General features: G+C 38.0%; 1 protein-coding gene. It reads right to left on the minus strand.

What is annotated here, in order from left to right; all coding sequences use genetic code 11:
• Nucleotides 1–49 precede the first annotated feature (49 nt).
• Nucleotides 50–1,264 carry an XRE family transcriptional regulator gene (locus JQM82_RS15650; RefSeq protein WP_002323151.1) on the minus strand — a complete coding sequence of 405 codons (1,215 nt, stop codon included), beginning with the start codon at nucleotides 1,262–1,264 and terminating at the stop codon, nucleotides 50–52.
• Between the last annotated feature and the right edge of the window lie 142 nt (nucleotides 1,265–1,406).

Raw genomic sequence — 1,406 nt, forward strand, 5'->3', positions numbered from 1 at the left:
GGAATGAAAACAGCTCTTTGCTGACTAAATCTGAAATTTTTCAATTACATTAAAAAATACCGTCATTCTCTTGTGGAACAGCGGTATCTATACGTTCTTCTATGGTTGATTTCTCTAATTGTAATAAATGTTTATGCTTGTCTTTTAGTTCTGCCTGCTCAATCATATCTTTCAGTATCGTTGTACGATTTTCTCTGTCTAATGCCTGTACCATTTTTATGGTTGGTGCGACTTGTCTTTGTAGCCAATGCAACGCTTTTTGTAAAGTGTAAGGCTCTGGCTTTGTGGTTAAGCGTATCGGCTCTCTGTTTTCCCCTACAAACCATGCCCAATCATCATTTGTTATCCATTGACTTTTTGGCTTGTCGTCCTCTCTGTCAACAAAGCGGACATAATGATTGATGATAGAAAAAGCGGTGCGTTCAGCGTCCCGATAGGTCAGTAAATCTACAACCGCATAATAGGCTCGTTCGTTCTTCATGCGTATTTCAAAACGGTTCTTAATCTCCGTATCTTCAATTTCTGTGCCATTCTTGACATACTGCTCATAATTTTTCTGATAAGCACACATATATAATTCGCTACTTGTTGAACCGAGATATAAGGTTTCTCCTGTATTCTTTGGTAAATCGCTACCGCATTTTTCTGTACCGCTGTAATCTTTCTGCATACGGAAGTAGGAGATACATTCGCCAGCCTTGTATTTTTCCTTTAACTTTGGAATATCCAATATTCCTGCTTTATCATTGATAGCCAAATCAAGCCGTTTCATCACACCACCAGCCGTCATACAATCCAGCATGAAGTCATACCATGAGCGTTCCTGTGCCAGTAGATAACATTCCATTTGCCGACAGCCTTTGCCTTTCAGTTCCAATAAAACACCTAAATGCTCCTGCATGGAACACATGATATTGATGTCGCCAAGTACATATTTGCTTTCATATCCGTATTTTCCATAATCTTCATAAAGCATGTAATTAGATTTCAGTTGTAATACATCACGGATAATCGCCAATGCGTCCGTAGTAGGAAAGCGGACACGAAAGTAATCAATCAATAAGAATAGTGGTTCTTGCGGATTGAAACGCTCAATCTGTTTTTCTATGATTTCTCTTAATTCGTCATTCAATGGCTGTTTTCCTTTTTCAATGCGGTTGTAATATTCACGGCTGATACCACAGGCAACAGCAAGCCTTGTTTGTGTTACTCCGTATTCCTCACGCTTTTGTCTTAGTTCTTCAATAAAGTTTTTATCATTCATTCTTCAATTCCTCCAATCAAAAAAGGCAACTACCATAATTGATAATTGCCTGTCATTAAAAATCTGTATAGAAAAAGCAGTCAATCCTAAGACTAACTGCTTTGTGTGTATGGATATAGAATTGCTTCTAATCTTGAATAGG

This window comes from Faecalicatena contorta, assembly GCF_021531995.1.
In the GTDB taxonomy this organism is placed as follows: Bacteria; Bacillota; Clostridia; order Lachnospirales; family Lachnospiraceae; genus Dorea_A; species Dorea_A contorta_A.

What these genes read in the sequence shown, in the direction of transcription:
- JQM82_RS15650 (WP_002323151.1), bottom strand. Translation starts at nt 1,264, where the DNA reads ATGAATGATAAAAACTTTATTGAAGAACTAAGACAAAAGCGTGAGGAA.